Source organism: Rhodococcus jostii RHA1 (genome assembly GCF_000014565.1).
Lineage (GTDB): Bacteria > Actinomycetota > Actinomycetes > Mycobacteriales > Mycobacteriaceae > Rhodococcus_F > Rhodococcus_F jostii_A.
In genome coordinates this window covers 3,589,345-3,608,690 of sequence record NC_008268.1, presented here as the reverse complement: position 1 = coordinate 3,608,690, position 19,346 = coordinate 3,589,345, and the positions used below count along the sequence as shown (strand labels likewise).

At 66.1% G+C, this 19,346-nt stretch carries 25 protein-coding genes and 2 pseudogenes; 18 read left to right on the top strand and 9 right to left on the bottom strand.

The window, feature by feature from the left end:
* Positions 1–34 precede the first annotated feature (34 nt).
* On the bottom strand, positions 35–535 hold the full coding sequence (locus tag RHA1_RS16580) for a hemerythrin domain-containing protein (protein ID WP_011596054.1): 501 nt from the start codon (positions 533–535) through the stop codon (positions 35–37).
* A gap of 199 nt (positions 536–734) precedes the next feature.
* Between RHA1_RS16580 and RHA1_RS16575 the strand changes: the two genes are divergently transcribed.
* The 10 genes and pseudogenes from RHA1_RS16575 to gvpJ (RHA1_RS16530) all read left to right on the top strand — a co-directional run bounded on the left by RHA1_RS16575 (position 735) and on the right by gvpJ (RHA1_RS16530) (position 8,469).
* Positions 735–1,199 carry a DUF4383 domain-containing protein gene (locus RHA1_RS16575; RefSeq protein WP_011596053.1) on the top strand — a complete coding sequence of 155 codons (465 nt, stop codon included), beginning with the start codon at positions 735–737 and terminating at the stop codon, positions 1,197–1,199.
* 573 nt (positions 1,200–1,772) lie between these two features.
* A complete protein-coding gene (locus tag RHA1_RS16570; RefSeq protein WP_029539776.1) occupies positions 1,773–2,453 on the top strand; it encodes a GAF and ANTAR domain-containing protein in 681 nt (226 codons plus the stop codon).
* Between the two features lie 107 nt (positions 2,454–2,560).
* Positions 2,561–2,974 carry a PAS domain-containing protein gene (locus RHA1_RS16565; protein WP_011596051.1) on the top strand — a complete coding sequence of 138 codons (414 nt, stop codon included), beginning with the start codon at positions 2,561–2,563 and terminating at the stop codon, positions 2,972–2,974.
* A gap of 168 nt (positions 2,975–3,142) precedes the next feature.
* A complete protein-coding gene (locus tag RHA1_RS51905) occupies positions 3,143–4,054 on the top strand; it encodes a hypothetical protein (RefSeq protein WP_011596050.1) in 912 nt (303 codons plus the stop codon).
* Between the two features lie 329 nt (positions 4,055–4,383).
* A pseudogene (locus RHA1_RS16555) lies at positions 4,384–5,141 on the top strand (hypothetical protein).
* 5 nt (positions 5,142–5,146) lie between these two features.
* A complete protein-coding gene (locus RHA1_RS16550) occupies positions 5,147–6,475 on the top strand; it encodes an SRPBCC family protein (protein WP_011596048.1) in 1,329 nt (442 codons plus the stop codon).
* The gene (gene gvpJ / locus RHA1_RS16545; protein ID WP_011593952.1) at positions 6,472–6,846 is read left to right on the top strand and encodes a gas vesicle protein GvpJ; all 375 of its coding nucleotides are present in this window, start codon (positions 6,472–6,474) and stop codon (positions 6,844–6,846) included. Before RHA1_RS16550 ends, gvpJ (RHA1_RS16545) begins: the two co-directional genes overlap by 4 nt.
* On the top strand, positions 6,846–7,652 hold the full coding sequence (locus tag RHA1_RS16540; RefSeq protein WP_009480808.1) for a GvpL/GvpF family gas vesicle protein: 807 nt from the start codon (positions 6,846–6,848) through the stop codon (positions 7,650–7,652). Before gvpJ (RHA1_RS16545) ends, RHA1_RS16540 begins: the two co-directional genes overlap by 1 nt.
* Before the next feature lie 125 nt (positions 7,653–7,777).
* Positions 7,778–8,068 (top strand): gas vesicle protein GvpO, encoded by a 291-nt coding sequence (locus tag RHA1_RS16535; RefSeq protein ID WP_011596047.1) that lies wholly within the window; start codon positions 7,778–7,780, stop codon positions 8,066–8,068.
* Complete coding sequence (gene gvpJ / locus RHA1_RS16530) at positions 8,065–8,469, top strand: gas vesicle protein GvpJ (RefSeq protein WP_011596046.1); 405 nt, start codon at positions 8,065–8,067, stop codon at positions 8,467–8,469. Before RHA1_RS16535 ends, gvpJ (RHA1_RS16530) begins: the two co-directional genes overlap by 4 nt.
* Positions 8,470–8,711: 242 nt before the next feature.
* On the opposite strand, the gene RHA1_RS16525 is transcribed toward gvpJ (RHA1_RS16530), so the two are convergent.
* Positions 8,712–9,149 (bottom strand): hypothetical protein, encoded by a 438-nt coding sequence (locus RHA1_RS16525; RefSeq protein WP_011596045.1) that lies wholly within the window; start codon positions 9,147–9,149, stop codon positions 8,712–8,714.
* Positions 9,150–9,290: 141 nt separating this feature from the next.
* Complete coding sequence (locus tag RHA1_RS16520; RefSeq protein ID WP_011596044.1) at positions 9,291–9,809, bottom strand: Lsr2 family DNA-binding protein; 519 nt, start codon at positions 9,807–9,809, stop codon at positions 9,291–9,293.
* Between the two features lie 325 nt (positions 9,810–10,134).
* Between RHA1_RS16520 and RHA1_RS16515 the strand changes: the two genes are divergently transcribed.
* On the top strand, positions 10,135–10,818 hold the full coding sequence (locus tag RHA1_RS16515; protein ID WP_011596043.1) for a PAS and ANTAR domain-containing protein: 684 nt from the start codon (positions 10,135–10,137) through the stop codon (positions 10,816–10,818).
* A 61-nt stretch (positions 10,819–10,879) separates the two neighbouring features.
* Here RHA1_RS16515 and RHA1_RS16510 read toward each other — a convergent pair whose 3' ends face one another.
* Together RHA1_RS16510 and RHA1_RS16505 are read right to left on the bottom strand one after the other, a co-directional pair.
* The gene (locus RHA1_RS16510; RefSeq protein WP_011596042.1) at positions 10,880–11,368 is read right to left on the bottom strand and encodes a hypothetical protein; all 489 of its coding nucleotides are present in this window, start codon (positions 11,366–11,368) and stop codon (positions 10,880–10,882) included.
* Between the two features lie 57 nt (positions 11,369–11,425).
* A complete protein-coding gene (locus tag RHA1_RS16505) occupies positions 11,426–12,160 on the bottom strand; it encodes a TetR/AcrR family transcriptional regulator C-terminal domain-containing protein (RefSeq protein WP_016881865.1) in 735 nt (244 codons plus the stop codon).
* 230 nt (positions 12,161–12,390) lie between these two features.
* Between RHA1_RS16505 and RHA1_RS16500 the strand changes: the two genes are divergently transcribed.
* From RHA1_RS16500 to RHA1_RS16475, 7 genes are all read left to right on the top strand, one after another.
* Positions 12,391–12,714, top strand: coding sequence for a hypothetical protein (locus RHA1_RS16500; protein ID WP_011596040.1), 324 nt, complete (start codon positions 12,391–12,393; stop codon positions 12,712–12,714).
* 217 nt (positions 12,715–12,931) lie between these two features.
* A complete protein-coding gene (locus RHA1_RS50540) occupies positions 12,932–13,090 on the top strand; it encodes a hypothetical protein (protein ID WP_009476405.1) in 159 nt (52 codons plus the stop codon).
* A 14-nt stretch (positions 13,091–13,104) separates the two neighbouring features.
* The gene (locus RHA1_RS16495) at positions 13,105–13,356 is read left to right on the top strand and encodes a hypothetical protein (protein ID WP_009476404.1); all 252 of its coding nucleotides are present in this window, start codon (positions 13,105–13,107) and stop codon (positions 13,354–13,356) included.
* Entirely contained in the window at positions 13,353–14,312 is a 960-nt protein-coding gene (locus tag RHA1_RS16490; protein WP_011596039.1) for a hypothetical protein, read from the top strand. Before RHA1_RS16495 ends, RHA1_RS16490 begins: the two co-directional genes overlap by 4 nt.
* Before the next feature lie 63 nt (positions 14,313–14,375).
* Entirely contained in the window at positions 14,376–14,933 is a 558-nt protein-coding gene (locus RHA1_RS16485; RefSeq protein ID WP_011596038.1) for a CsbD family protein, read from the top strand.
* Positions 14,934–14,963: 30 nt separating this feature from the next.
* Complete coding sequence (locus RHA1_RS16480) at positions 14,964–15,647, top strand: hypothetical protein (RefSeq protein ID WP_009476401.1); 684 nt, start codon at positions 14,964–14,966, stop codon at positions 15,645–15,647.
* Between the two features lie 329 nt (positions 15,648–15,976).
* Positions 15,977–16,582 carry a leucine-rich repeat flightless-interacting protein gene (locus RHA1_RS16475; protein WP_011596036.1) on the top strand — a complete coding sequence of 202 codons (606 nt, stop codon included), beginning with the start codon at positions 15,977–15,979 and terminating at the stop codon, positions 16,580–16,582.
* A gap of 31 nt (positions 16,583–16,613) precedes the next feature.
* Here RHA1_RS16475 and RHA1_RS16470 read toward each other — a convergent pair whose 3' ends face one another.
* From RHA1_RS16470 to RHA1_RS16455, 4 genes and pseudogenes are all read right to left on the bottom strand, one after another.
* Entirely contained in the window at positions 16,614–17,312 is a 699-nt protein-coding gene (locus RHA1_RS16470) for a DUF998 domain-containing protein (RefSeq protein ID WP_011596035.1), read from the bottom strand.
* Between the two features lie 509 nt (positions 17,313–17,821).
* Entirely contained in the window at positions 17,822–18,193 is a 372-nt protein-coding gene (locus RHA1_RS16465) for an HNH endonuclease (RefSeq protein WP_041811558.1), read from the bottom strand.
* Positions 18,194–18,263: 70 nt separating this feature from the next.
* A pseudogene (locus tag RHA1_RS45340) lies at positions 18,264–18,449 on the bottom strand (X-Pro dipeptidyl-peptidase domain-containing protein); the annotation flags it as partial.
* Positions 18,450–18,540: 91 nt separating this feature from the next.
* A complete protein-coding gene (locus RHA1_RS16455; RefSeq protein ID WP_011596033.1) occupies positions 18,541–19,302 on the bottom strand; it encodes an SDR family NAD(P)-dependent oxidoreductase in 762 nt (253 codons plus the stop codon).
* Positions 19,303–19,346 lie beyond the last annotated feature (44 nt).

The window sequence follows — 19,346 nt, the reverse complement described above, 5'->3', positions numbered from 1 at the left end:
CGGATTCACCGTGCCGCCCCTGACACGCTCGCCGCTATTTGATCACCGCGTCGACCGTCTTCTTCAGGGCCGACGGCCGGGCGGGAGACCTCGGTGCCTTGTCTCTGAGCTCCAGCATCCGCGCACCCATCTCCCGAAGTTGTTTACGTCCCAGCGCTTCTCGCACCTTGGGGAACCATTTCTGCCCTTCTTCTTCGATGTGGTGTTCGACGTTCTCGATCAGGACGGTAGTCTTCGCGTCGAACCGCTCGTCGTCGGGCTTCATGGCGGCCAGCTCGACGACCAGCACGTCCGCGACGTGATGCTCTTCGTAGGATTCGAGGATGTCGTCCTCGAGGTCGGGGGCGAGATCGCGCACCTCCGGGTACATGCCCTCGTTCTCGATGTAGGTGTGCACCGTGAGGGCTTCGATGATGTCGTCGACGATGCGACCTTTCTCCACGCGGGCGTTCGGCCCGGCACCGCGGAAGTCACGGAACAGTTTCCGGATCTCCTTGTGGTCGTTCTTCAGGAGCACGATCGCATCAGTGGACATGAGTACCTCACAGTTGGCCGGGACGTGCACGTCGTCCATCGCAACTGATCGCGGGCACGGTGACGTCGTACTTACGCTGTACCCAACCGCGCCGTTCGCTAACACGGCCCGCTGTTCCCGTCACTGTTTCACGGTGGGGTGCAGGGGTACCACTCGGGAACAGATATTCGAGTCCCTACCCTCCGAGAAAGGCACTCCCATGACTCGACCGGCCGCGTCATCAACGACGCGTTCACCACTCCAACTTGCCGCCCTGATCGTCGGTGCGGTCTTTCTCCTGGTAGGAGTCCTCGGCTTCATTCCGGGTGTCACCACCGACTACGACATGCTCACCTTCGCCGGCCACCACTCCGAAGCCAAGCTGCTCGGCGTGTTCGAGGTGTCGATCCTGCACAACATCGTGCACCTGTTGTTCGGTGTTGCCGGTATCGCGCTGTCCCGTCGAGCGGACACGGCGAAGCTGTTCCTCGTCGGCGGCGGAGTCATCTACCTCGTCCTGTGGATCTATGGCCTGCTCATCGACCAGAACAGTGCTGTGAACTTCGTGCCCGTCAACAGCGCCGACAACTGGCTGCATTTCGTACTCGGTGTCGCCATGGTTGCGCTCGGGTTCGTGCTCTCCCGTAACACCGCCACGACCGCGCCACGAGCCGGGAGGCTGTGAGCAACGGACCGTCCTCCGGGTGACCAGACGGCCGTCCTGGGTGGACCGACGGGGGGCGTCGATTCGGTGATTATCCTTCTCGGTGAAGGGTATTCGGCTTCCATGTGCAGCGAGCGCGGACTGAGGGTCTTCCCGCATCGAGCTCGCTCGACGAGGGAGGGGCAATCGGTGATGATTTGCGCGGATGACGGGGTGTGGGAAGCGCGCTGCGATCGGTGCGATCACGGATTCCGCACCGGTACCGGAGATCGGACTGCGGCGGCCGGAGCGGCACAGATCAACGGCTGGGCTTTCACTGAACTCACCTTGTGCCCGGGCTGTGCCACCACCGCATACCACCACGCGCACCGCTGACACGGCGACAGCGGAACGGGTGCCACGGCGTTACGCGCACCGATGCTGCTTCACCCCGATCACCGCGAAAAGACGTGCCGTTCCCTTCAGCGAAACAGCGCCGCACTCCCCGCCAATGGAAAGAACCTGCATTTCCGGTTCGGCCCAGGAGACGGGGTGCTTATGGTGGTGTGGGTGGCTACCTGCAGTCATCCTTTTCGATCGAACCGAGGAGCGGTTATGAGCGATTCCAGCGCCGGGGACCTCAGTCGCACCATGGCCGATCTGGCTCGCAGTCTCTCCGCACCGCGCACCCTTGACGAACGCCTGCGCGCTGTCACCGCCGCAGTGGTCGAGCTGATGCCGCACGAAACGTGCGCGGGCATTCTGCTCATCTCCGGTGGCAAGAAATTCGAGACCGTTGCGCCGACATCCGAGCTGCTCCGAAAGCTCGACCACGCTCAGCAGCAACTCGGGCAAGGACCGTGCGTGGCGGCGGCGCTCAACAACCTCGTGGTGCGAAGCGAGGACTTTCGCTCGGAACCGCGGTGGCCGCAGTTCGCTGCGGCCGCCGTCGATGTGGGGATTCTCAGTTCGATGTCCTTTCAGCTGTATACCTCGGAAGGAAAGATGGGAGCTCTCAACCTGTTTGCGTTCACTCCGAGCGCGTTCGGTCCTGACGAGGAAGTAGCGGGCGAGGTGCTCGCAGCCCATGCCGCGTTGGCGCTGACCGCCGCGCGGACCGAAGAGCAGCTGCGATCAGCGGTAGCCTCACGTGACGTCATCGGGCAGGCGAAGGGAATGCTGATGGAGCGATTCGACATCGACGCGATCCGTGCGTTCGAGCTGCTCAGCAGACTCTCCCAGGAGACTAATACCCGGTTGAGTGTTATCGCGCAGCGGATTACCGAACGTAGTTGAGAACCGGCCACGATTGCGCACTGCTCGGCTTCGAATGTCAGGTACGTTATTGTGCGGTGGTGCCGCCGGTCGTTGTAAGGAAGACGACGAAGGTTGATGATCGACATATGGACGAGAGACGACGCCCGGACCCGGACACCGCGCTGGGTTACCTCGAGCGGTTACCCGCTCTCGTGTTGCTCGAGCGGTTGCCGGTGCCCGTCCTCGCGGTGCAACACGACGGTGTCGTCGTGTACTCGAACCGGGCGTTCGAGCGGATGCTCGATTATCCACCGAACGAGGTCGGTAACCACTTGATCGGTGATCTGATGCAGACGGCGTCCCCGGGCCCGTCGGCCGTGGCCGAGTTACGGGAGAGCGCCGGGAAACTCGTCGCGTTGACGCATCGAGACGGCTCGACCGTTCGCGCATTCGTCAGCGAGTCGGTGCTCGAGCGTCACGACGACCCCGTCACGCTCGTCTGCTTCCACGACGTCACCGAATTGCTGTGGGATGGTGCTCCCGCAAAGGATTTCGGTTGACGTTCCACACCGGTCACTCGGTCATCCCAACGGTCCGGGACTCGGAGCCCGTCTCAGCCGAGAGCAGTTCCAGATCCAGTGGTCGAATAGCGACGGTGGTGTCGCGTCGGTGCAGTGTTCGGCGCTGAATCCGGTTTCCGCGGATCGACCCGGGGGTACTTGCGATGTATGGGTGCACGAGCGAGAACGGACGGCCGGACGCCGGTCACATCGCGCCGTCGCGGCGCGGTCGGCACGGGCAAGAACACGGGCGCCGGCAGCCTGGCTACGGCCGCCGAAACCAAGCCGAAGGCCCGAGCATCCACGGCGGCGAAAAGGTTCGCGGCGACCGCCACAACCGAGGCGGGGCGGCTGCCGCGCAGGCGTCCGGCCGCCGCGACCTCGACCAGAGCCACCTCGCGGCGCAGCAGCCCACGGACGGCGGAGCCGACGCCACGACCGAAGCGAACGGACACCGCCGCCGCGTCGGCCTCGGGCACACCCCGTCGGCGGCGCGCCGACGGCGAGGAGTCCTCCGGGCGTGCGCCGGCGCGGGCCACCACCGCGAAGCCGGCGGCCCGCACGCATCCCCGAGGTGAGGGGCCGCGCACGTCCGCGCACCCGCGGTCCACCGCACCGACTCGCCCAAGCCGACCGGACTCGTCAGCGAAGGACACCGACCGCGGGGGGTCCGCCGACACCACCCCGGGCATGGTGTCGCGGTCGGTCGAGGCCGCCATCGAATGGCTCAAAACCCACTTTCACCGGCTGCTGGAGGCGGCGCGAGACCGCGGCGCCGTGCTGACGGACAAAATCCAACGAAAGATCCAGGAGTGGATCAAAACCCTCGTCGACGAGGTCGCGCACGGCGGGGTGGGCATGCAAGCCGGACTCGAGGGCGTTCGGGCCGCCCTGACGGGTAAGAATCCGGTGTGGGCGGCGATCAAAGGACTGGCCTCCGGATTGAGCACCAAGGCCAAGATCGCCCTGCTCCTCCTCCTGGCCCTCGGACTCCTCCTCGGGCCGGTACTGCTCGTGGTCCTGCTGCTGGCCCTGCTTGTCATGGCGATCGTCGCGGCGGTACGGGCCGCCGCAGGCTGACCTGATCGACGGGCGGGCAGTACCGATTTCGTGAGCAGGCGGCACACGACGACCGCACAGTGCTCAATGCCTGCACGGCAACATATCCGAGAGGCAGTGCCGTGCGAGTCAGTCTCAGGTTCGGCCGATCGCTACGCGCATGACAGGGAAACAGGGTGTCTTCGTCGCCGACCGGCATGGTGATTGAGTATTCCCGGGTTGGGGTAGTCAAAAAACGCGCACCCCTACCGCGCACGGTCTTGCGGCACATCTCCGAAACGGTCCTGCGGCACATCTCCGAGGTTGGCGAGAGGTGCTAAGTGACCACTCGGCAAAAAAGGGGTTCCACGATGAACAACAAGACTCAGATGGCGGCCGCGATCGGTGCGGGCTATCTGCTGGGGCGCACCCGCCGGATGAAGCTGGCACTGATGCTCGCCGGGGCCGGACGGCCGGGCGCTTCCCCGGCGGGCCGCGGGAGCTGCTCACCCTCGGCACCAAGATGCTCTCGAATTCCCCGGAGGTCGCCAAACTCGGCGACACGGTCCGGAGTGAACTAGTCAGCGCGGCGAAGGCGGCAGCGGTCACCGCTGCCAGCCAGCGCATCGACTCGCTGAGCAACCGGCTGCAATCGGGCGGCCAGGAGATCACGGGCACCGTCGGTGATGCCACGGACAACGTCACCGATGTCACCAAGGTGAGCAGATTCGGTCGCAAGAAGCGCACTCGCTCGCGGGACGACGAGCAGCCCGGTACCGACGAACAGCCGGAGGACGAACTCGCCGACGAGGAAGACGAGGCCGACGACTACGAGGAGCGCGGCGAAGACGAGGCAGCGGCCAAGGACGAGGCAGGGGCCGAGGACGAGGCAGGGGCCGAGGAGCCGGACGAAGACGAGGCCGACGAGGAACCGGCCCCCCGTAAGCGGCCCACGCCGCGCCGCCGGGCCTCGAACTCCGGCAGCACCCGGCCCACCGCGAGCAGATCGCGGACCGCGAAGTCAACCGCGAAGTCAGACGAAGACGACGAAGAGGCTCCTGCCCGCAAACGCAGGACACGGGCCAAGGCCACCACTGATTCAGCGCCCGTCCGACGGGCACGGAGGTGATGGCGATGACGAGCGCCGCGAAGAAACTACGAGAGGCCGCACCGGGTGACGGGGACGGCGCGTCGAGCGTGCTGCAGGAAGCAATGCAGAGGCTGGTCGGCACGGTCGCCGAGAAGGCACTGTCCTCGGTCTCGGACAAGGTGGCGAACACCTCCGGGCGGCTCACCGAGTACGCCGAGAACGGCGGCGAAGGAGGGCTGCTCGCCGCCCTCACCGGTTCCGAGAAAACGGATGACGATGAGTCAGATGACGATGAGTCACCGGACGAGTCCGACACCGGTGGCGGCTGGTGGGAGGGCGCCAAGCAGACGGTCAAGGACAAGGCGTCCGACCTCAAGGACGCGGTCACCGGCGGTGGTGGTGGCGGTAGCGGAAAAGGCAAGAAGCTGAAGTTGACCAACATCGTCGAAACGATCGATGTCGGGGTCCCGGTTCAGCTGGCCTACAACCAATGGACCCAATTCGCCGACTTTCCGTCGTTCATGAAGAAGGTCGAACGGGTCGAGCAGGAAGCGGACGAGAAGCTCGAGTGGAAGGCGCAGATCTTCCTGTCGCACCGAACCTGGGAAGCGACGATCCTCGAGCAGGTTCCCGACGAGCGGATCGTGTGGCGCTCGAAGGGCGCCAAGGGGTTCATCGACGGTGCGGTGACGTTCCACGAGGTGACCCCGGATCTCACCCGCATCGTTCTGATCCTCGAGTATCACCCGAAGGGATTGTTCGAGAAGACGGGAAACCTCTGGCGTGCACAGGGACGACGAGCACGGCTGGAATTGAAACACTTTGCACGCCACGTCATGACACAGTCGATCCTCCATCCCGACGACGTCGAGGGCTGGCGCGGAGAAATCCGGGACGGTCAGGTGGTCGAGCCCGAAGAGGACGAGGCGGAAACGGAAGACGAACAGGACGAAAGCCAGCCGGACGAGGGCGAAGAGGACGAGACCGAGGAGCCCGAGGCAGAGGACGAGTACGAGGAGCCCGAGGCAGACGAAGCCGAGGCTGACGAGGGCGAGGGTGAGGACGAGGAGTACGAGGAGCCGGAGGAAACAGACGAAGCCGAGGACGAGGAACCCGAGGCAGAGGAAGACGAGGCCGACGAGGACGAGGGTGAGGAAGCGGTCGACGAGGAGGCCGAGGAGGACGAGGCGCCCGCGCCGGCACGCCGCGGCCGTCCGCGCAAGACCGCGGCCGCGAGTGAACCGCCGAAACGCCGTGGCCGCCCACGCAAGACCGCGGCGTCGGGTGAAGACACTGCACCGGCACGCCGTGGCCGCCCACGCAAGACCGCGGCCACCAAGTCCGCCGCCTCGAGGCGAGGAGCCCGCCGATGACCACCGGTGGGCCCAGCTCGAGCAGCCTCGCCGACGTCATCGACACCATCCTGGACAAGGGTCTGGTCATCGACGCGTACGTGCGGGTCTCGCTGGTCGGGATCGAACTGTTGACGATCGACGCCCGCATCGTCGTGGCCAGTGTCGACACGTATCTGCGGTTCGCGGAGGCGGTGAATCGGCTCGAGATCGGCAGCGAACCCAAGGGCCTGTCCGACCTGGTGGGCGGCGCCACTGAGGGCGGTGCCAAGTCGAAGACCAAGGGCGCGCTCGAGGCTGCCGGCGACAAACTCGGTGACCTCCTCGGCGGCGGAGAAGAGGAGCCCGAGCGCGAGCGGGTGTCACGTAAATCCAGTAGAGGGGACAAGTGATGTCCACGTCGAAGCAGGCCGATGCGTCGGACCAGGCTGCCGATGCGTCCGAAGAGCCGCGTACCACCGGCGTCTACGTCTACGGCATCGTGCCCGCGGATGTGGAGACCGAAGACGACGCGGTCGGCGTCGACGACTCGCGGGTGAGCACCATCAAACACGGCGACATCGCGGCGCTGGTCAGTGAAATTTCGGTGGACCGGCCGATCGGTAAACCCGCGGACCTCCAGGCCCACGCCCACCTGCTGGACGGTGTTGCGCGGGTGGCACCGGTACTGCCGCTGCGGTTCGGGGCGGTCCTGACCGACACCGACGCAGTGAAGGACGAACTGCTCACCGCGCACGCCGACGAGTTCGCCGCCGCCATGGAGGAACTCGAGGGTAAGGCCCAATACGTGGTGAAGGGCCGCTACGTCGAACACGCCATCCTGTGGGAGGTGATCGGCGAGAACGAGCGGGCCAGCGCCCTGCGCGACACGATCCGGGACCAGCCGGAGGCCGCCACCCGCGACGCCCGGATGGCCCTCGGCGAGATCGTGGCCAACGCCATCGTCGCGAAGCGGGAGGAAGATACGGCCACGGTGGTCGAGGCCCTCGACTCGCTGGCCGACTCGGTCAACGTCCGCGAACCCACCCACGAGGAGGATGCCGCCCAGGTGGCGGTCCTGGTCGAGGTTGCCCGGCAGGACGAGCTCGAGCAGGCGGTGGGAGCGTTGGCGGAGCAGTGGGACGGCCGGGTCGAGATGCGGCTGCTCGGACCGCTCGCCGCCTACGACTTCGTGCTGTCCCCGACGCCGGAGGGCTGAGGCGATGGGCAGGTGTCGTTGATCGTCACGCCGACACCTCGCGCGGGCGCGGGTGCGTGGCGTGACCTCGCCACCGGATGACCAGACGGGCGCGGCCACCACTCGGGAGAAGGAGTGAGCAGGTCATGGCGCAGGAGCAGCCACCGACACTGCCGGCGCAGGACATCGCCGAGGTCGCGGTGCGGGACATCACCCAGCTGACGGGCAAGAAGCCGCTCGGTGCGACGTCGGTGATGCCGACCGACGACGGGTGGACCGTGGAAGTGGAAGTGGTCGAGGATCGGCGCATCCCGTCCTCGACCGACCTGCTCGCCCTGTACGAAGTGGTGTTGGAGCTGGATGGAGAGTTGTTGGCCTACCACAGAACCCGGCGCTACGGCCGCGGCGCCTGCGACAGCACGGGCGGGCAGTCATGACCTTGTCCAGTGGCGACTCCGGGCGTCTCCCGCAGAGCCCCGCCGGTGGCATGGGCGGCGGGCACCAGTCGACGAATCTCGGGGAAATCCTCGAGCGGGTACTCGACAAGGGCCTGGTGATCGCCGGGGACATTCAGGTCAACCTCGTCGACATCGAACTGCTGACGATCAAGGTGCGGTTGGTCATCGCCTCGCTGGAGACGGCGAAGGAGGTCGGGATCAACTGGTGGGAGAACGATCCCTGGCTGACCGGCAAGAGCAGTGACCTCGAACTCGAGAATCGAAAGCTGAAGGAGCGGATAGCCGCACTCGAGTCCGACCGGTCGATACATCTCGAGGTGGAGTCGGGTACGCCGATGGAGGTGGCGGGCAGGCGGCGAGGCGATAACGGTGACGAGTAACGATGATCACCGCGTCCGCACGCTCGACAGCATCTGGATCAGTGCTTGATCTTCGGCCCGGTCTGTGGTTCCGCGTGAAGACCGCTCGCACCCGGAACTGCCCACGACACGGTTACCGTTGATGATGTCGCCGCGCCTGCCCGGCGCGGTGGCCCGGTACCCCGCCGGATCGAACCCCCCAGCGGGGTACTGGAACCGCCGGGATCGAGGGTTGCGTTGCGCATCGCAACCAATTGGTGCGGCTACGGTCGCGCGTCGTGCCGGGGATGCCCATGTGTTCGACGAGATTCCTTCATTTCGGATTCGAACACGTGCCGGCGTTCGTCGCACAGTTCGCTGCGCACGATCGCCTCACATTCACGAAAAGCGGACCAGTAGTGGTCGTCGAAATCCTCGACGATCTGGAACGTCCACCGACCGTTGAGGACGTTGCGGCCGATCAGCTCCTTCTCCACCTGTTCCGCCATATCGTCGCGACCGGACTCACGCAACTTCTGGACGGCCTCATCGAGCATCAGATCGGCATGACCGATCAATTGGTGAAAGTCGTACAGACGTCCACGCGCACGTTCTACGGTCTCGAGGGCTTCGGAGAGCTTGCCGGCAGCGGCAACCTCTTCGTCACGCGCTCGGGTGGGCCTCGAGTGGTCGGGGGGATTCGGTATCTGCTGATCCGGCATGGACTGCGTGTACCCCGTTCGCGCCGAGCCGAACGACGGGGTGACAGCATCGAACCCAAGCAATCGAACCCAAGGCCACACAGGATCCGACGCCTGCCGTCGACCATCACCGTCCGGTACCGCCGCATCCTCGCTCGATTGTCAGTGGGCGTCGCGGAAAGCGTGCTCGATGTTCGCAGGTATGCGGCCGTGCGAGGAGATCTCGAGTCCCTGCTGAACGGCCCACTCCCGAATTTCCTTGGCTGTGCTTGCGTCCCGGGTCCGTCTGACGCGGGGAGGGCGCCTCGGCTGTTCCTCCTGTTGCGGCGGTTCGGTGCCGTCTTCGTCGGTAACGCCCGTCTCCTCGGCCTGCTCCTCTCCTGCACTCTCTTCCGGCTCGGCGGGGTGGCTGTCGCGGGTCTCGCTCGACCTCCGCTTGGTGTCGGCCACCTGGCCCACGCCGCCCACCGGGTTCTCGCCGCTCGACTGGAGCCGGCTGCTCAGCGAATCGATACGCGAGCTGACCGCGGTGACCGCCGCGGCTTTCGCGGAGCTCATCAGGTCTCCCCGAATGGTCTCGATCAGTTTGGCGACTTCCGGGGAACTCGCGAGCTTCGCGGTCCTCCGCCCCAGGAGAAATCCCGCGCCGACGGCTACCACCAATTGACCTCTGGTCTTCATCTCCCTCACCCACAGTTGCCGAGTGTCACCCACGCACCTCGGCGTCGGCGGGCGGCGAGACACGACTTGGGTCCGCGCCCGGCGGGGTGCGTAAGCCGTGCGTACCCCGGACAGCGGCGATTAATCATCAGCGCAGGGGCTTGCAGGAAGCGGTAGTGCGGAGATCACGAACAGCACTCACCCGGTTCCAGCCGTCTCGTGACCGTGCTCTCGGGCGTGGTGACGCCGTCGGGTACACCGGTGTGGACTATTTCTGTGCACGCCGGTATGGGTGCTCGGCATACTGTGGCAGTGGGATCGAGGCGAGGGTTGAGCACGGCGGGCAGTGGGCGTGGCTGTGGACAGAGATGAGCTCCTCGGCGCGAATGCACCGCCACAGGGCGGAAGTTTCCGGTTCTACCTCGACGGCGAGCGCTGGGAATGGTCCGACTCCGTTGCCCGGATGCACGGCTACCAACCGGGTGAGGTCATCCCCACCAACGAAATTCTGCTCTCCCACAAGCATCCAGACGATCAATCACAGGTTGCTGCACTTTTCGACAAGATGATCCATGCCGGCGAACCGTTCAGCAGCAAGCACCGCATCATCGATACCGACCGCCGCATCCACCACGTCATCGTGGTCGGCGATCGAATGCTCGACGAGAACGGCCAGGTCATCGGCACATCCGGGTACTACATCGACGTCACCGAAACATTGGAGACCGACCTCAGGGAATTCAACGAGGCGCTCACCGAGGCCGTCGCCGGACTCGAGAAATCGCGGGCGGTGATCGAGCAGGCGAAGGGTGCTCTCATGCTCGTCTACGGCATCTCCTCCGAGCGTGCCTTCGGCATCCTCACCTGGCGCTCACAGGAGACGAACATCAAACTTCACACCCTGGCCGAGCGCTTCGTCGGGGCCCTCGCCGCCGAGGCGACCCTCCCGGCGTCGTTTCGCGCCCGGTTCGACCACCTGCTCCTGACCGCACACGAATACCCCGACGAACAGGCGGACCACCCGGCCTGACCGGCAGACCTGAACCTGGACCGAGACCCGCAGGAACTGCTTTCCGCACAGGAAACTCTCCCTATGCGGTGGTGACGTCGGGTGGATCGGGGAGGTCGACATCGAGGACGAAGTCGAGCCAGATGACCGCGTCGGCCAGGGTTTCCGCGCGCATGGTGAGGTCGAATTGTTGCTCGTCGGCAAGCGACCGCTCCACCTCGGCGTGATCCTCGGCGAGAAAGGCCGACACCGTCCGCAGCACCCAGCGTGCCGATGCCGGCAGGGCGTCGACGTCGACGTACCCGCCGTCCGCGAAGCGCAGGTCGAGAACGAACCTCTCCCCTGGGCCCGCGGCGCCCAGGCGCGCGATGACCACGCCGACGATGGCATCGACAACCCACGCAATCACATCGCCGTATTCCGGCCGCTCTCCGACGGGGTGCGGTTCGGTGCATACTCGGGATACCTCGAACGAGAACCCGGCGGCGTCGCGATCACCGACCAGCTGCACCAGCCGACCGCCGAGAGTCGCGGCCGACGAGCTGATGGGGCGGCGTGCGTTCGATCCCATATTCGAGAGTGCCCGGCCCCGGGCGTCGTTACACGCGGAAGGATCGCCGGGGCCCGATCATGTGCCGGTTGCGGAGGTGGTGGTCTGGAAGAGGGTCTCGAGGCCGCCGATGGTGACATCGAGGCCCTCGTCGAGAAGTTGCGCACCGTCGTAGTCGGCGAGTTCGGAAGCGAGAGAGCGTAACCGGGGGAATTTGCTGCGCGGCAGGCGGTGCAGTCCGAGCCGGAGAACATCCTCCGACTCTTCTGGGTCCTCGATCAGTTCCTGGAGTTCGTCGAGAATGTGCCCTTGCAGGAATCCGAAGAACAGCCGGTAGGAGCGCAACGCAATCGGTGGGGAGAAGCCGGCCCGGATGAGCAGTTCGAGGAAGTCCTCGAGCGGACGCAGCGTGCCCAGGGGTCGTAAGCCCAGTGGTGTCGCGAGGGGGCGGGTCACCAGTAGTGGAACGACATTGGGGTGCGCGAGTGCGAGGTCACGGTAGCGGTGGGCAAGTAACCGCAATTCCTGCGTCCAGTCCTGCGCGTCCGGGTCGATGACGAGTTCCCGGAGTACCAGTTCGACGACACCGTCGAGAAGTGCGGCCTTGTTCTCCGCGTAGCGGTACACACTCATCGCGTCCCGGTCGAGTGCCTGCGCCAACCGGCGCATCGAGAGGGCATCGACGCTCTCGCGGTCGACGATCTCGAGGGCGGTGGCCAGCACCTGCTCGGTGGTCAAGCGGGTCAGACGAGTTCGCATCCGGGGACGGTCCTTCGGGGTATTCGACTCGTCCGAGTCCGTGCGCGCACTCATCACTGCCTCCTCATGCAAGACCGACCATAAGAGACGCGTCCACGCCGGATCGCGTCTTATGCAGCCCTTATCTACACCGTACACTTGCACTGTAGTTACTAATGGGTATACTTGCGTTGTATGGGTTCGCTCCAGCAGAGGGTCGCGCTCACCAACGTCCACCTCATTCGAGGAGACGTACATGGTGACCCGAATCTGCAATACCGGGCACCCCGTTGAAGGAGTCATCCATGACCTCCCCTAATCCTGTCACCCACAGCAACACCGGCGCCGTAGCTTCCGGTCCGCGCGTTCAGCTCGATCAGCGCCGCAGCACCGAGACGAAGGCCGCGTTCAAGACCACCGAGTTCTTCGTCTACATCGCCGCAGTCATCGGTGTCCTCATCGCCTCGTATCTGGTGCAGACGACCGACGCACACGAGGACTATTTCCGGGCGGACCGCGCCTGGTTCTACATCGTCATTCTGACGATCGCCTACATCGTCAGCCGGGGCATTGCCAAGTCGGGTAGCCGCGAGCACTACACGGACACCGATCGGCACACGGGCGTCTAGTCCTTCTCGTAGCGCGGGGGTTCCGGCGCCACATCTGCCGGACCTCCGCGCCGCGTCGTTGGTCGATCGACTCCGCGGCACCCTTCGTCCGAGGAGCGTCCGCGCCCCAGACAGTTGGATCAAGATCTTGTCAGATTTGTTCTCCCCCTTGTTCGTTGACGGTGCAACTCCGTCGCCTATCGATACAGCTCCCGTCCACGCCGGGCACCCCTCCCTGGTGGAACTCCCCGGCGTCCGGCGTGTTCTCGACCTCGCGGCGATCACCATGCTGTCGGTTGCCGTGGCCGCCACGACGTCGTTCACAGTTGCGACCCTCGGTCTGCTCTCCGTGATCGGCGCCCGGGCTGCGTTGCGCCGCAGCTTGACTGCTCGATAAGAAAGGTTCATCCCATGTGGATTCTCGTCAGCCGTCTGCTACGCCGATGGAAGATGATCGTTCTCGCTCTTCCCCTCGTGGCCGCCGTACTGTCCCGACTCGGTAATCACCTCGAACGCCGCGCCGGCAAACCGACCACCGCATCGCGCGGCCTGCTCGGAATCTCGCGGTTCGCCCGTCGCCGGGCCGGCGCCGATGACGCCGCCACGCGTCCGGCCGGCGCACACCGCGCACCCGACTCACTCGACCTCAGGAGTAATGCATGACCGACAACACCGCCACAGTGATCAACCAGCTGCGAATCGTACTGGACCTGACGCACAACGAAATTCAGGTCGCTGAGACCCGGATCGCGCAAGCTCGAACAGAAGCGGTCCGCCGGGAGCTGTCGCAGAATGCCGGCAATGCGCGTGAGCGCGCCGGCGCAGTGGAGGAAGCGATCCGGGACCTCGGTGGACTTCCCGACGTCGTGGGCCCGTTCCTCGGTCGCGCGACTGCGATGGTGAAGGCGATGGCCGAGCAAGCGCAGCCGTTCGACGAGGCCCTGCTCGGTGATCTGATCCTCGAGCACCAGCTCCTCGACCGGGCGCGTTATCTCCGGGCACTGGCGACCGCGTCGCAGCACACCGGCGTCATTGCACTGGCCGGACGATTGATCACCGCCCACACCGCCACAGTCGAATGGTTGACGACGGTGCTGGCGGAGGACGCCCTCGGGGGCCCGGCGGCATTGCGACGCACCCCGATGCAGGCCGCGACCGGGACCGCGATCCGGTTGATCAACGTCCCGGCGACGTGGTCGGCGCGCGGAATCGATCGCGCCATCGACACCGTCCGGGCCACCCCGGACCGGATCGGTGCGCTTCTGAGCCGCGGTGCCCACGCCGGTGACGTGGCCACGAAGACGCTCGTCGCCAGTCGCGACGCGGCACTCGAGTCGGCCGAAGAGGTGACCCGCCGAGAAGGCGCATCCGGTGTCGCGGATGCCATCCGCAATGCCCGAACCGTCAATGGTTCTCTCGAGGACGAAGAGCTCCCGATCTCCGAATACACCGAACTCAATGTCTCCGGTGCGGTGGCCGCGGTGAAGGAACTCACCGTACCTGGCGAAATTCGCATCATCATCGCCCACGAAGAGGCGAACAAGAACCGCCACGGGGTGGTATCGGCAGCGCAGACCCGCCTCGCCGCCATCGCGCAGGAAGTCGTCGGCATCAACTGATCGGACCACCCCACCCGCGGGTGGCGGTACCGTCGCCCGCCCGAATACCAGGAGAACATTCTCATGAATGAGCAGAACACGTCCGGACAAGCGCGCAAGGGTCTCCTCGACTCGGTCAAGGGCAAGGTGAAGGAAGTGGCCGGGGCAGTGACCGGCAACGACTCGCTGGCCACCGAAGGACAGTTGCAACAGGCGCAGGCGCAGCAACGTAGAGAGGCGAACAGCGCCGAGGCCGTGGCCCGCGCGGAAACCTCGCAGGCCGCAGAGGAACTCGGTGAGGTGCGTCGCGAGAGTGCCGAGGAACGCGCTGCGATCGGTGCGGAGACGGCGGCCGCCGAAGAAGCTGCCCGGAACCGGCAGCACGCCGAGCACCAGGCAGCGGAGCAGAACCAGCACCGCCAGGTCGCGCAGGAGCAGTCCCGCGCGGCGGCTGACGCCCGCGACGAAGCGGCCCGCGCGGAAACCGCCGCACGAGCGAAGACGGCAGCTGCCGCCGAAGAAGCCGTCGACGCCACCGACGAACACCGGCGGGCGGTGCGTGAGGCGAACGCCGCCCGCGACGAGGCGGAACGAGTTCGGCGCGCCGCCGAGGGCCTCACCGGCGACGCCGGCCTGTCCTGATCCACTCCCCACGAATCATCGGAGATTTTCATGAACATCCTCACCGTCCCCATCACGATCTTGCGGTTGCAGTACACGATCCTGCGGATCCCTCTGCAACTCGTCGAAGACCAGCTGATGTCCCGGCTGGCCACCGAATCACCGGCCCGGCTGATGTACGAACGCACCCTGGGGGTGCTCGACGGCGCCGTCGGCAGTGCACTCGGCGACCGTGACACCGAGCGGCGCGGTGAGGCGCTCACCGAGCGCAGCGACGCGCTGGCGCGGGCGGCGGAACTCGACCAGGAGGCGGCGCGTACCGAGGCCGAGGCCGACACGGCACTGGAAACCAAGCGCAAGCAGGTCCACCGGGAGCAGGTGGCGGCGCGGGAGGCGAAGCAGCGCGACGTCGAGCAGGCCCGCCGGCGTGAGGACGAGCGCAAGCAGGCCGCCATACGGGACGCCGAGCAACGCAAGCAGGTCGCGAAGAAGAACGCCGATCAACTTGCCGCCCAACGCACCCGGGCCGCAGAGGCCGAGCACCGCGCCGAGCAGACCAAACTCCGGGAAGCGGAGAAAGCGGCGGCAGCGCCGGCCAAGGCCCAGCTGAAGGATGCCGCGGACAAGCAGGGCGAGGCGGCGGACAAACGCGCTCGCGCCGACCGCGTGGAGAAGCTGGCCGAAGCGGAAAAGGCCAAGCGCCGCAACGAGACGGCAGCCAACGGGCAACGCTGACCCGCCGGTGCAGGCGCGCAGGCTTGCTTTCGGTCACGGTTGAGTACCTCGGTACACGTGTCGTCACCGCGTCCGGGCGCGGTGACGGCCAGACCCGAGCTTGGATTCGCGCACCGCGTGAGGAACGCACCGATCGGGTAACCGCTCCCTGTGGAAGTTATCGGAATCGTCATTCTGGTCGGCGTGATCGCCTATGTCCTGTACAGGAAACGCGGGAGGAAACGACCCGCAGCGCACGGTTGACTCCACCCCACCACGGATGGGCGCCGCGCGCAGCCGATCACTCCGCACCCTGCCGATAGACCTGCCACCCCGAACCTGGAGCCTTCATGAACATCCTCACCGCACTACCCGTGGCCATACTGCGTGTGCAGTACACAATCGTGCGCTACCCCCTTCACCTGATCGACGACCAGCTAGTCGCACACCTGGCGCCCGCGGCACCGGCCCGGCGGCTGTATCGGGGCAGCCTCAGCCTTCTCGATTGTGCCGTCGGCACCGTTCTGGGTAACCCGGACCGTGCCCATGGTGCCGCTGACACCGCACCCAGCAGCACCCTGATCTCCGGCAGTGCATCAGACAGGGAGGACGATGCCGGCGCATCGAATATCGCTGCCGCTGATGTCGAGACCGCCCCTCGGTCCGCGACCGTCGAGAACGCCGAGCTGAACGAGAAGGCGGCACAACAACTCGACACCGACCTGCTCGCCGAGCACCTCGAAGACATTGAGGCGCCGCGCCAGCTCGAGCACTCCGCGGCCACCGACACTGCCGACCCCGCGACCGCCGACGTCATAACCCAGCTCGCGGACGTCACGAGCACCGAACCCGACACGACACTGACCGGAGAGCTGGCCGACCGCGTCGCCGAACTGGCCCGCGCAGAGACGCCGCCACCGGGCACCGGAACAGCCCCGACCGGCGAGCGTCACTGACCAGCAGTTGCGCCGACGACGCCCGCGACGATCACCGCACTGAGCGTCCGGACGCCCCACCGCCCGCAGTCACGGCGCCGTCGGACATCCGTGCGTCAGCTCGTCGACGAAGGTATCGTGGCCGAGTCCACGCCCGCGAAATAGCGGTGCGCGGGTGGAAAGCGCGCAGCGAGAACTCGACATTGCGGAACACCGTGCGGCGCGCCAGCCCCATCAGTACCGCCATGCCGGTCACGGCCATCCACATCGGTAACGGGTAGAGAGCGAGACGCTCCCCCAGGCCGAAATGCAGCGCCTGACCCAGCATGAGGCCGGCGCCGACCAGGCCCACGAGTGCGCACAGCGCGGACCACAGGGCGACCAGCCGCTTCTCGTGCCACATATGCCAGGCGATGAGCACGAGCACCACGTGGCGCGCCACGAAGCCCGGCAACACGGCCGACCAGTGGATGATCGTTCCATCGTTCGCCGGAAACAGACCGGTGGCGGCGGTGCTCACCGCGATGATCACGGCAAGCGAGAGTATCCACTTCTTCTCCCGGCCACTTCTGATGTGCCGATGAAGAAACAGTGCACCGAGGAGTGTGAGCACGCCGAGCGCGACGAACGCCGAATTCATGACGTCGTGCAGCGGTGAGCACGATCCGACTTCGCAGGTCGTCACGCCCAGGGAGCTGATCGAGTCCTGCGCGAAGCTGTAAGGCGTGCTCCACGCCGCCGCGGTGAACACCTCCGCCAACAAGTAGGCGAACGAAAGTACCCAGGCCGTGCCAGCTGCCGCGTGGCGAAGATTGTGGGTTCTCGGTGATCCGGCGCGGTGTGGATTGGTGATAGTGGATTCTCTCTGTCGAACGAGATGTGTCGAGCGAGGCCGGAAAGAGCCGGCCCGGTGGATCTGCGTAAGTCTACGGCCCGAACCTGAGAACGCTGTCCGAAATGTCTGCCTGTGGTCTCAGGATTGCCGTGAATTCAGGGTCCAAGGCAGAGGGAAGCCGCCGACACCTTCCCCGGTGTCAGCGACTCCTCATCCTTCCGGGAACGCTACGCAATGTAGGTCTTACCCGGTCAGAGATGACAGTGACGCCATATCGCCTCTCGGCAAGTGGTCGCTCGCAGCGACTCTTCTGGTGTGGTACCCGGGGTATGAGCGCCACCGTCATTCTCCTCAACAGCGGACTTACCGGTGGTATTCCGAGCGCGCGCAACGAGACGGCGGCCAACGGGCGACGCTGACCCGATTCAGTCGATGTGATCGCTCCGGCAGCGCCGCAGTTGGCCGGACAGGTACCGCTTGGCGCGGCGATGCCCACCCACGTTGTCGAGTTCGGCGTCCAACGTGTTCAGGAGTGTCGCGAGCAGGCTTGCCTGCGGGGCCCAACCGTGTCGGTTCCGGCACTGCGCGAGCCAGTCGACCGGACCGGTGTGGCCGCGGTCCGCGTTGCACCGCGGACACGCGGCGGCCTCGTTGGCTGCGATGCTGGGCCCGCCCTTGAGTCGTGGCACGAGGTGTTCGGTGGTCGGCGGAATCAACGGTCCGAAACGACGACCGCACCACAGGCATCGTCCGCCCTGTCTGTCGACGGCGAGGGCGAGTCGGGCGGTGCGGTCCACCCGTCGATCGTGACCGATCCGCTCGCCGATGGCCAGTGCTCCGCCGGTCCGCGGGCCGAATCCACCGTCGCTACATTTCCTCCGTCTTGCGTGTCGTGAACGGCAGAACGAGGCGGGAATGGTGCGCGGCGTCCCGGTAGACCTTGTGGGTGACGGGGCGGCCCACCGGCAGGTGGAAGGCATCCGGCGGCAGCAGGGCGTTGTGCGCATCCGCCAGCGGTTCGTTGTTCGAAAGCTCCACCGTCAGAAAGTGTCCCCCCGGGTCACGTTCGCCGGCACACGGCCACTTCTGAAGCCCGTCCCGGCATTGCGAGAACACACCGCGGAGATCATCGAGCCCCGGCCGCCTACCTGGGACCCATGCGGATGGCTCCGTCGAGGCGGATGGTTTCGCCGTTGAGCATGGCGTTGTCGATGATGTGCGCGGCGAGGGCGGCGTATTCGGTGGCCTTGCCGAGCCGGGAGGGGTGCGGCACCTGCTGTCCGAGGGACTTCTGCGCTTCCTCGGGAAGTCCGGCCATCATGGGCGTTTCGAAGATTCCGGGTGCGATGGTGACGACGCGGATGAGGTGGCGGGCCAGTTCGCGGGCGATCGGCAGCGTCATGGCGGCGACGCCGCCCTTGGACGCCGCGTAGGCGGGCTGACCGATCTGGCCGTCGAATGCGGCGACGGAGGCGGTGTCGATGATGACGCCGCGTTCCCCGTCGACGGGTTCGGTCTGGGCGATCTTCTCGGCGGCGAGGCGCAGGACGTTGAAGGTGCCGACGAGGTTGATGCGGACGACGCGTTCGAAGTCCGCGAGGGGAAGGACGCCGGCCTTGCCGAGAACCTTGCCGGGCGTAGCAATTCCGGCGCAGTTGACCACCACGCGGAGGTCGCCGAGCGACGCGGCGAAGTCGATCGCGGACGTGACGTCACCGGCGGAGGTGACGTCGGCGGCCGTGAAGTAGGCGCCCTTCCCGATCTCCTTGGCGGCCACTTCCCCGTCGGACGACGGAAGGTCGAGCAGCACGACCTGGGCGCCGCGCTCGTGCAGGGCCCTGGCGGTGGCGTTACCGAGTCCGGATGCTCCGCCGGTGACGACAGCGACGGCTCCATCGATCTTCACAAAGTTCTCCTCGAATAGGTTTGCGGCAGTATGGGGAAGGGGGT

Bases quoted from the DNA above. Each gene is read 5' to 3' on its own strand.
- RHA1_RS16480 (WP_009476401.1), top strand. From the start codon at position 14,964: ATGAACATCCTCACCGTCCCCATCACGATCTTGCGGTTGCAGTACACG.
- RHA1_RS16575 (WP_011596053.1), top strand. From the start codon at position 735: ATGACTCGACCGGCCGCGTCATCAACGACGCGTTCACCACTCCAACTT.
- gvpJ (WP_011593952.1), top strand. From the start codon at position 6,472: ATGACCACCGGTGGGCCCAGCTCGAGCAGCCTCGCCGACGTCATCGAC.
- RHA1_RS16510 (WP_011596042.1), bottom strand. From the start codon at position 11,368: ATGGGATCGAACGCACGCCGCCCCATCAGCTCGTCGGCCGCGACTCTC.
- RHA1_RS51905 (WP_011596050.1), top strand. From the start codon at position 3,143: ATGGGTGCACGAGCGAGAACGGACGGCCGGACGCCGGTCACATCGCGC.
- RHA1_RS16535 (WP_011596047.1), top strand. From the start codon at position 7,778: ATGGCGCAGGAGCAGCCACCGACACTGCCGGCGCAGGACATCGCCGAG.
- RHA1_RS16505 (WP_016881865.1), bottom strand. From the start codon at position 12,160: ATGAGTGCGCGCACGGACTCGGACGAGTCGAATACCCCGAAGGACCGT.
- RHA1_RS16475 (WP_011596036.1), top strand. From the start codon at position 15,977: ATGAACATCCTCACCGCACTACCCGTGGCCATACTGCGTGTGCAGTAC.
- RHA1_RS16565 (WP_011596051.1), top strand. From the start codon at position 2,561: ATGGACGAGAGACGACGCCCGGACCCGGACACCGCGCTGGGTTACCTC.
- RHA1_RS16570 (WP_029539776.1), top strand. From the start codon at position 1,773: ATGAGCGATTCCAGCGCCGGGGACCTCAGTCGCACCATGGCCGATCTG.
- RHA1_RS16540 (WP_009480808.1), top strand. From the start codon at position 6,846: ATGTCCACGTCGAAGCAGGCCGATGCGTCGGACCAGGCTGCCGATGCG.
- RHA1_RS16525 (WP_011596045.1), bottom strand. From the start codon at position 9,149: ATGCCGGATCAGCAGATACCGAATCCCCCCGACCACTCGAGGCCCACC.
- RHA1_RS16485 (WP_011596038.1), top strand. From the start codon at position 14,376: ATGAATGAGCAGAACACGTCCGGACAAGCGCGCAAGGGTCTCCTCGAC.
- RHA1_RS16490 (WP_011596039.1), top strand. From the start codon at position 13,353: ATGACCGACAACACCGCCACAGTGATCAACCAGCTGCGAATCGTACTG.
- RHA1_RS16580 (WP_011596054.1), bottom strand. From the start codon at position 535: ATGTCCACTGATGCGATCGTGCTCCTGAAGAACGACCACAAGGAGATC.
- gvpJ (WP_011596046.1), top strand. From the start codon at position 8,065: ATGACCTTGTCCAGTGGCGACTCCGGGCGTCTCCCGCAGAGCCCCGCC.
- RHA1_RS16550 (WP_011596048.1), top strand. From the start codon at position 5,147: ATGACGAGCGCCGCGAAGAAACTACGAGAGGCCGCACCGGGTGACGGG.
- RHA1_RS16520 (WP_011596044.1), bottom strand. From the start codon at position 9,809: ATGAAGACCAGAGGTCAATTGGTGGTAGCCGTCGGCGCGGGATTTCTC.
- RHA1_RS16495 (WP_009476404.1), top strand. From the start codon at position 13,105: ATGTGGATTCTCGTCAGCCGTCTGCTACGCCGATGGAAGATGATCGTT.
- RHA1_RS16500 (WP_011596040.1), top strand. From the start codon at position 12,391: ATGACCTCCCCTAATCCTGTCACCCACAGCAACACCGGCGCCGTAGCT.